We start from the raw sequence: 8,124 nt of genomic DNA, 5'->3' as shown, positions 1-8,124 counted from the left end.
CCGCACTGGCCATGATTGGAAGACAGCCATGAACCAATTCGCTATCCTTTACGAAGAACGATTCATCCGGCCTTCCGCCTGATGTTCAATCCGCCTTGAACACGGAATTGCTGACACTCCCGTGGGTCGAGGCCCGGAGTAGGCTTCCGGCAACCCTATTCAGCGTTGGTCGCTGATGGCATGAGTGACTGCAACCCGCTGCATTGCAGCCGATCAAACTGTCTAGCCCAACGGCAGCAACGGGTCGAAAACAGCCATTCATCATCGTCCACTCTCGCCCCCATTCCAGCCGTTCGACTAGCTGCTAAGGTCGCTGCAAACATGGACAGCGAGTAGCAACAACGCGACGCGTCTGTTGACTCGCTTGATGGATCAAGAAATATACCGGAATAGGAATGCTAGAAAGGCATTTTCCCGATGCCAATAGCATCAGGAGAAAAACCTAAAATTCAAACACTTGGCTTGCTTCGCGGTAGAGAAGACCCAAATCTGGAACTTGATTGGAGCGGGTGAAGGGAATCGAACCCTCGTATGCAGCTTGGGAAGCTGCCGTTCTACCATTGAACTACACCCGCATTTGACCGTGCCGCCAAGCTTGCTGCGGCAGGAAAGAAGACGATTATTCTAGCAGAAGGTGCGCGCTTCGTGCGGGGGCGCGCATAACGCTGCGAAAATAACACAAGGTCTGGCGTAGCAGCCATTTGCCTGGCCCGGCCCCGCCCGGCGTTGCCGCGCCTATTTGTTGCCGCCACGCTGCGTTCAAAACCCGCCTGGCCCGACTTTGGATTCGGTCACGGCGCTGTCATGCCCGCCCCTTACGCTGACGTCTCTTATTCAAGTCCCAAAGAGGATAACAATATGTCGATGTCGTACCCCCGCCTGGGCGCAGGCCTGCTTTGTTGCGCCCTGCCGCTTTGTGCCCTGCCTTTCGGCTCCGCTTTCGCACAAGCTTCCCCTTCCTCCATTACGCTTTACGGCACGATAGATGTGGCCGTGGAAAAGCTGTCCAGCGGCCCCGGGCCGACCAACAAGCCCAATATGATTTCCGGTGGCCTGAGCGGGTCGCGCTGGGGGATCAAGGGCAGCGAGGATCTGGGCAACGGACTGAACGCCATTTACACGCTGGAAAGCGGCTTCGATGTGTCCGACGGCACACTGCTGCAAGGTGGCCGTCTGTTCGGGCGCCAAGCCTATATCGGTCTGTCCGACAAGTCCTGGGGCCAGTTGATGGCCGGCCGCCAGAATACGCTGATGATCGACTGGATCAGCAAGTACAACCCCTTCGGCAATGGCAATTACTCCGCCAAGCGCATGGACGGCGCTTTTTCCGACCGTGCCGATAATGCGCTGAAGTACACCGGCAAGTTCGGTGCATTCAGCCTGGGTGCGCTGTACAGCTTCGGCTGGAACAACGATCAGGATGCGGAAGACTCCAAGGTCGGCCGCATGTACAGCGCCGGGGCGCGCTACCAGCAGGATGGCCTGGACGCCGCCGTGCTGTATCACGTGAAGCACGCCAACAAACCCGCCGCCGGAGCCGATAGCGATAACCGCGAACAGCGCATCGCCGCCGGCCTGTCGTACAAGACCGGCGCCTTTCAGGTGTATGGCGGCTACCGCTGGCTGAAGCAGGAACTCACCACGCAAAGCTATACCAGCAATATGTACTGGGCCGGCGCCAGCTACAAGGTGAGCAAGCCCACGACGATGTCCCTGGCGCTGTACTACCTGGACGGCACGACCTGCGACAACCTGAATGCCGCCGCCTGCCCGGCCGTGCAACAGGCCGGCAAGGACCAGAACCCATGGATGGTGGTTCTGGGCGCGGACTACCAGGCTTCCAAGCGCACAACGTTCTACGCCACCGGCGCCTATGCCCTGAACCGCCACGATTCTTCGTTGAGCGTGATTGGCGGCAAGTTCGGCGAGAACGTGAACCCCGGGTCGAATCAGTTCGGCCTGAATCTCGGCATGCGCCACAGCTTCTGATGGCCAGCGCCCACGCTCCTTCGCCCCGCCACGGCGTTGCCATCGGCATCCGCCAGTTGCGCCACGCCTTCGGCGGCCACACCGTGCTCAACGGCATAGACCTGGATATCCCCGCAGGCACCATCCTGGCCCTGCTGGGTCCATCTGGCTGCGGCAAGAGCACCTTGCTCAAGTCGCTGGCCGGGTTGCTGCAACCGGACGCCGGCAGCATCCGCTTTGGTGAACGCGTGGTGCATGAGGCGCGCCGGACGCTGCCCCCCGAACAGCGCGACCTGGGCATGGTGTTCCAGGATTACGCGCTGTGGCCGCATATGACGGTGGCGGGCAATATCGCCTTTCCGCTGCAGATGCGCGGCGTCCCCAGGGCGGAACAGCGCGAGCGCGTGGACGAAGCGCTGCAACTGGTCGGCCTGCACGGCTACGGCAAGCGCCGCCCCGCCGATCTGTCCGGCGGCCAGCAGCAGCGCGTGGCGCTGGCACGCGCCATCGTGGCGCGCCCTCAGGTGCTGCTTTTTGATGAGCCGCTCTCCAACCTGGATCGCGACTTGCGCGAAAGCCTGTCCGCCGAGCTGGCAACGCTGTTGCGGCGCCTGGGCACCACCGCCGTCTATGTCACCCATGACCCACAGGAAGCCCACACGCTGGCGCACCGCATCGTGCGCCTGTCGGCCGGCAATGTCCACGAAGACATCCTCCTGTAACCTGATTGCAAGATAACCATGACACACTCTATTGTTTCCCGTTTGCTACTGCCTATCCTGGCCCTTTCCATCATGCCCGCATTTGTTTCGACGGCCCACGCCCAGCAAGGCGAACGCAGCCTGACGGTCTATACCGCCGGGCCGGGCAGTCTGATCAAGAAACTTGCGACCGGTTTCGAGCAACAAAGCGGCATCAAGGTGGATGTCTTCCAGGCGACGACCGGCAAGGTCATGGCACGATTGGAGGCCGAAGCCGCCAATCCGCGTGCCGATGTACTGATTTCCGCATCCTGGGATACTGCCCAGGACCTGGAACAACGTGGCTGGCTGCAGGCCTATGAAAGCCCGAACGCCGCGGATGTACCCGCCGCCTTCAAGACGCCCTACTACGTGGCTCAAGGCATTTCGGCGCTGGGCATTGTCTGGAATACCCAGAGCGGCAAGCCCGAGCCCAAGGATTGGAGTGATCTCGCCACACCGGAGTACAAGGATCTGGTCACCATGCCTGACCCGGCCCTGTCCGGCGCGACGCTGGATCTGATTCTGGGCCTGTACGCCGCCCGAGGGGATCAGGCCTGGACACTGCTGGAGTCGCTGCGCAATAACGGCATGACCGTCTCCGGCCCCAATGCCCAGGCGTTGACGCCTGTACTGCAAGGTGCCAAGGCCGCGGTATTCGGCGGCGTGGATTACGTGTCCTATGCCGGCATGACCAAAGGCGAATCCATCAAGGTGATCTTCCCCTCCAGCGGCACGGTGATCGCGCCGCGCCCGATGATGATCCTGAAGGAAAGCAAGCGCCCCGAGGCCGCGCGCCAGTTCATCGACTACGTGCTATCGCCGGAAGGACAGGCAGCCGTGGCCGAGGCCTGGCTCATGCCTGCCCGCAGCGATGTCGCCGCCAGCCGCCCCCTGTTCCAGGATCTGACACTGCTGCCTGCTGCCGCTGACGGCGGCTCGAGCACCTTGCGCGCCGATGTGCTGCAACGCTTCAGCACCCTGTTCGGCCAACGCTGATTTCTGATTGTCGTCTCCGGCAGCGGCCGCTGGCCGCGCCGGAACTGGAGAGATCATGCGCGGCATGTCCATGCTGGCAATGCTCACTCTCGCGGCCCTGGCCGTGCTAGTGGCATTGCCTATCTGCTTTGTTGTTCTGCAAGCGGTGTTCCCCCATCTGGGAGAAGGTTCGCTACGTGGCGCGTTCAGCAATATCCTGCCCGTACTGAGCCAGGAGAATGTCGCGCCGCTATTGGGCAATACCTTGTACCTGGGCCTGGGTGTGATGCTGGTCAGCACGCTGATCGGCGCCCCGCTGGGCGCGCTGCGCGGCCTGTTCCGCCTGCCCTGCGCCCGCGTTTGGGATCTGCTGTTCCTCGTGCCCTTCCTGCTGCCGCCCTATATTGCGGCGCTGTCCTGGATGATGGCGCTGCAACCGGGCGGCTACCTGATGCAACTGACCGGCGTGCATCTGGGCAAACTGCTTTTTTCGCCGACCGGCATCGTCATTATTATGGCGCTGGGTACCTTCCCGGTCGTTTACTTCGCGATTTCACGCAGCCTGGCGGCGGCGGGCGGCCGTTTGGCAGATGTCGGGCGCGTCTGTGGCGCAACCCCTTGGCGGGCTTTCTTTCGCATCACCTTGCCGCTGGCGCTGCCGGCCCTGGCGGCCTGCATGCTGCTGAGTTTCACGCTGGCCATCGAGGAATATGGCGTGCCGGCCGCCCTGGGCAGCCAGGCAGGCTTCCTGGTGCTGACCACCGCCATCGAACGGCGCCTGTCGGACTGGCCCATCGACCTGTCCGGCGCGGCCATGCTGGCGCTGCTGCTGGTATCCCTGGCCCTGCTGGCCTATGCCATGCAGCGCGCCATGCTGGCCGGCAAACGCTTCGAGACCACGAATGGCAAACCGGTAGAGTCCGCCCAACGAGAACTGGGGCACTGGCGCGTGCCAGTGCTGCTGCTGTTCGCGCTGGTCAGCCTGCTGGCTGTGGCCGTACCCATCGCCTCCATGCTGGCCTCCGCACTGACGCGTACCTTGTCCGGCGGGCTCAGCCTGCAGAATTTCAGTGTGGATCATTTCAGCGCCCTGCTGGAACAAGGCGGCGAACCCTTGCAGGCCTTATCCACCAGCCTATCGCTGGCGGTAGGCACAGCGCTGCTGGCAGGCCTGGTGGGTTTTGCCGCGGCCTGGTGCGTGCAGGGCCGGCGTGTGCGCGCGGCCGGCTGGATAGATGCGCTGTCGCTGCTGCCGGCCTCGCTGCCCGGCGTGGTGGTCGGCGTCGGCCTGATCCTGGCCTGGAACCAGTCATTCTGGCCCGTTACCCCCTACGGCACCTGGGTCATCCTGCTGCTGTCCTATACCTGCCTGCTGCTGCCCTACCCGGTGCGCTATGTATCGGCAGCGCTGGCACAGATAGATGCGAGCCTGGAAGCGGCGGCGCGCGTGCACGGCGCAGGCGTCATCCGCAGCCTGCGCCATGTCACCTTGCCGCTGGCGCTGCCCAGCCTGGTAGCAGCCATGCTGATGGTTTTTGCCGTGGCATCGCGGGAACTGGTGACTTCCTTGCTGCTGGCCCCCGCCGGCGTACAGACGGTATCCATCTTCGTCTGGCGCCAGTTCGAGCAGGGCACCATCGGCCAGGGCATGGCCATGGCCGTAGTGGCGGCGGCGATCAGCCTGAGCCTGATGCTCTTGGGCATGCGCCTGCAGGGCAGGCAAAGCGCCGGCCCCGGCTGATGCAAACGCCCGGGCGGGTGCGGTACGGATTCAAGGTATCAGAACGAAGACGTCACCGACAGGTAGTACGCCCGCCCGGGTTCGTTGTAGGTCGCCGCACCGGCGCCGGTCAGGTTGCCTACCGGGGAGTTCACCGTGACGGCATTGCCGCGCCGGTAGAGGCGTTTGTCGAACAGATTGCTGACACCTGCCGTCAGCGACAGGTTACGCGACACGCGGTAGTTCGCACCCAGACCGAACAGCGCGTAGGGCGACAGCGACTCCGTGGCTTCGCCCGTCAGCGGCTTGCCGTGGTAATCGTACTTCTTGGGCTTTTGCTTGCCGTACCAGGTCAGGGTGGCATTGAGCCCCAGGCTGTCATTCACACGCCAGTCCAGGCGTGAGTTCAGCGTGTACTTCGGAATGACGGACAGCACCTCGCCCGTGGTTTTGTTCTTGCTCGTCAGCATGACGGTGAAATTGTTGCTCATCGACAAGGCAGGCGTGAAGGTATAGCCCAGATTGCCTTCCAGGCCCTCGACCACCGCCTTGGGCACGTTTTCCCAGCGGAAGATGTTCGCCGACGTTCCCTGCGTGCCACCCGCCGGCACCATGCCGGCTTCGATCTTGTCACGGTAATCATTGCGGAAGTAGGTCAGCCCGGCCTGCAGGGCATCGCCCTGGTACTCCACGCCCAATTCCTTGTTGATGCTGGTTTCCGCCTTCAGGTCGGGATTGCCCTGCAGATAGCAGGGGCCGCCGGCGCCCCAGCACCCATTACCGTTGCTGTAGAGCAGGTAATTGTCATTGGTCTGGTACAGGTTCGGCGTCTTGTAGGCGCGTGCGATACCAGCCTTGATGGTGAAGCGATCGTTGATCAAGTGCGACAGGTTCAGCGACGGGCTCCAGTTGCTGCCCGTCACGCTGTGGTGGTCGTAGCGCACACCCGGCGTCAGGATGGTGTCCACCGTCAGTTCGATATTGTCCTCGGCAAACACAGAGAACGTATTGGCTGCCGTCTTGCTGGCGCGCCCCATGGACACCGCGCCGGGCACCTGGGCGCCGCCCATGAAGCCCTGCGTCATGGAGTTGGCGTCATCGAGTTCGTTACGTACCCACTCCATCCCCAGTGTCAGCACCTGCTGGCGGCCGAGCACATGCCCCGGCAGGCTGGTTTCGCCATGCAGGGTATAGGCGCGCAACACGGCCTGGCCGAATTCACCCGTAGAGAACAGGCCTTCGGTACCACCGGCCAGGCCTTCCTTCAGGCGCTTGTTGCGCGTTTTTTCATACTGCGCGTACACGTGCGAGGTGCCGAAATCGTAGTCGCCCCGATGCGTCAGCGCATAGGTCTCGCGGTACAGGATATTGGTTTCCGCCCCCAGGTTTTCCTCGACCAGCTTGGTCAGGTCTTCCAGGGTCGGGTTGCCATGCATGTAATTGTTGGTGTTCTGCGTGTCGCCGGTATAGATATTGCCCTGGCGGCTGAAGGCCGCATCGAACTCGATGGTGTGGCCCTGCACAGGTTTCCAGGTCAGGCGACCGGCAGCGTCGCGGTTGCGCACGCCTTCGCGCCCGGCCGGGAAGGTATTTTCATGGAAACCGGTACGCGTGGATGCGTGGCCACGGTTGATATCCCAGGCATCGGAATCGGTCTTGGCGATGTTGCCGTTCAGGCGAAAGCCCAGGGTCTCGGAAATCGGCCCGGCCAGGCCGAAGCTGGCCCGGCGCGTATCGCCGTCCTTGGAGGCTTCCGGCTGGTTGGCGTACAGCGTCAGCGAACCTTGCAGGGTTTCCGGGATGCCCTTGGTGATGATGTTCACCACACCGCCCGCTGCCCCATTGCCATAGCGCGCCGCAGCCGGGCCGCGCAGCACTTCAATGCGCTCGACGGCATCGACCGGCACCCAGTTGGTGTCGCCGCGCGTGTCGCGCTCGCCACGCCAGCCATAGCGCACCGAGGTACGGCTGCTGACGGGCCTGCCATCAATCAGGATGAGCGTGTTTTCCGGCCCCATGCCACGGATGTCGATCTGGCGGTTATTGCCGCGCTGGCCGCTGGTGGAGTTGCCGGTCAGATTGACACCTGGCTGGCGGCGGATGATATCCGCCAGGTCATTGCTGGGCGGGTTCTCGGCGATATCCTCGGCGGTGATGATGGATACCCCCGGCGCCTGCTTGAGCGTTTCCTCTGCCGTGCCCAGCACTTCGACCGTTTCCAGCGCACGGACGGCCAAGGCCGGAAGCGGTGCTGGGGCCGGATTTTGCACTGCCGCCGATTGCGCCCAAGCACTTCCCGCCAGACCACCCAGCAAACCACCAAGCAACACCCTGGCACCATAGATTGAAAAGCAGCGACCCGCAGACATAGCTATCTCGTGAGCAAAAAAAGGAAATCCAGCGCCTGCCCGCACGGCCCGCACCAAACAAAATCGAGAACAATTATAGCTATCATTTGATGGCTGCCCTGTCGCTCCGAACCTGCTGAATACCCTTGGCCCTCCAGGGGTACGGCGCCTCCCACCGGGCCGGAAATCCAGCATGCCCTAGATATCTGCCCGCCGCCGCGAGCCGGCGCAATTTGGCCAAGCCGTCCGCCGCTGGCCAGGGATCAGGAGGAACAACGGGCAGGCGCAGGTCTGAGGGTGTGCTCTTTTGAGCCCGCCATGACGCCACTCATCCGCGCCCGGGCGTAGGCTATGCCTGTTCGTCCAGCCA

Annotated in this window: 5 protein-coding genes and 1 tRNA gene; 4 read left to right on the top strand and 2 right to left on the bottom strand. The window is 62.9% G+C overall.

What is annotated here, in order from left to right:
• Positions 1 to 501 precede the first annotated feature (501 nt).
• A tRNA-Gly gene (locus ACNA1V_RS14240) sits at positions 502 to 575 on the bottom strand.
• Positions 576 to 858: 283 nt separating this feature from the next.
• Between ACNA1V_RS14240 and ACNA1V_RS14235 the strand changes: the two genes are divergently transcribed.
• The 4 genes from ACNA1V_RS14235 (at position 859) to ACNA1V_RS14220 (ending at position 5,427) form a co-directional block, all read left to right on the top strand.
• Positions 859 to 1,989 (top strand): porin, encoded by a 1,131-nt coding sequence (locus tag ACNA1V_RS14235; protein ID WP_415834261.1) that lies wholly within the window; start codon positions 859 to 861, stop codon positions 1,987 to 1,989.
• Positions 1,989 to 2,690 (top strand): ABC transporter ATP-binding protein, encoded by a 702-nt coding sequence (locus tag ACNA1V_RS14230; RefSeq protein WP_415834260.1) that lies wholly within the window; start codon positions 1,989 to 1,991, stop codon positions 2,688 to 2,690. Before ACNA1V_RS14235 ends, ACNA1V_RS14230 begins: the two co-directional genes overlap by 1 nt.
• A gap of 72 nt (positions 2,691 to 2,762) precedes the next feature.
• Positions 2,763 to 3,707 (top strand): ABC transporter substrate-binding protein, encoded by a 945-nt coding sequence (locus tag ACNA1V_RS14225; RefSeq protein ID WP_415834265.1) that lies wholly within the window; start codon positions 2,763 to 2,765, stop codon positions 3,705 to 3,707.
• 55 nt (positions 3,708 to 3,762) lie between these two features.
• On the top strand, positions 3,763 to 5,427 hold the full coding sequence (locus ACNA1V_RS14220) for an ABC transporter permease (protein ID WP_415834259.1): 1,665 nt from the start codon (positions 3,763 to 3,765) through the stop codon (positions 5,425 to 5,427).
• A 38-nt stretch (positions 5,428 to 5,465) separates the two neighbouring features.
• Here the strand turns inward: ACNA1V_RS14220 and ACNA1V_RS14215 are convergent, their stop codons facing one another.
• Positions 5,466 to 7,775 (bottom strand): TonB-dependent siderophore receptor, encoded by a 2,310-nt coding sequence (locus ACNA1V_RS14215; protein WP_415834258.1) that lies wholly within the window; start codon positions 7,773 to 7,775, stop codon positions 5,466 to 5,468.
• Positions 7,776 to 8,124 lie beyond the last annotated feature (349 nt).

Source organism: Kerstersia similis (assembly GCF_965139615.1).
Taxonomy (GTDB): Bacteria; Pseudomonadota; Gammaproteobacteria; order Burkholderiales; family Burkholderiaceae_B; genus Kerstersia; species Kerstersia similis.
Note: the sequence above shows the minus strand (reverse complement) of the source record. Positions and strands in the feature narration are given on the sequence as shown.

Excerpts from the sequence above, each read along its gene's own strand:
- ACNA1V_RS14220 (WP_415834259.1), top strand. The coding sequence starts at position 3,763 with ATGCGCGGCATGTCCATGCTGGCAATGCTCACTCTCGCGGCCCTGGCC.
- ACNA1V_RS14225 (WP_415834265.1), top strand. The coding sequence starts at position 2,763 with ATGCCCGCATTTGTTTCGACGGCCCACGCCCAGCAAGGCGAACGCAGC.
- ACNA1V_RS14235 (WP_415834261.1), top strand. The coding sequence starts at position 859 with ATGTCGATGTCGTACCCCCGCCTGGGCGCAGGCCTGCTTTGTTGCGCC.
- ACNA1V_RS14230 (WP_415834260.1), top strand. The coding sequence starts at position 1,989 with ATGGCCAGCGCCCACGCTCCTTCGCCCCGCCACGGCGTTGCCATCGGC.
- ACNA1V_RS14215 (WP_415834258.1), bottom strand. The coding sequence starts at position 7,775 with ATGTCTGCGGGTCGCTGCTTTTCAATCTATGGTGCCAGGGTGTTGCTT.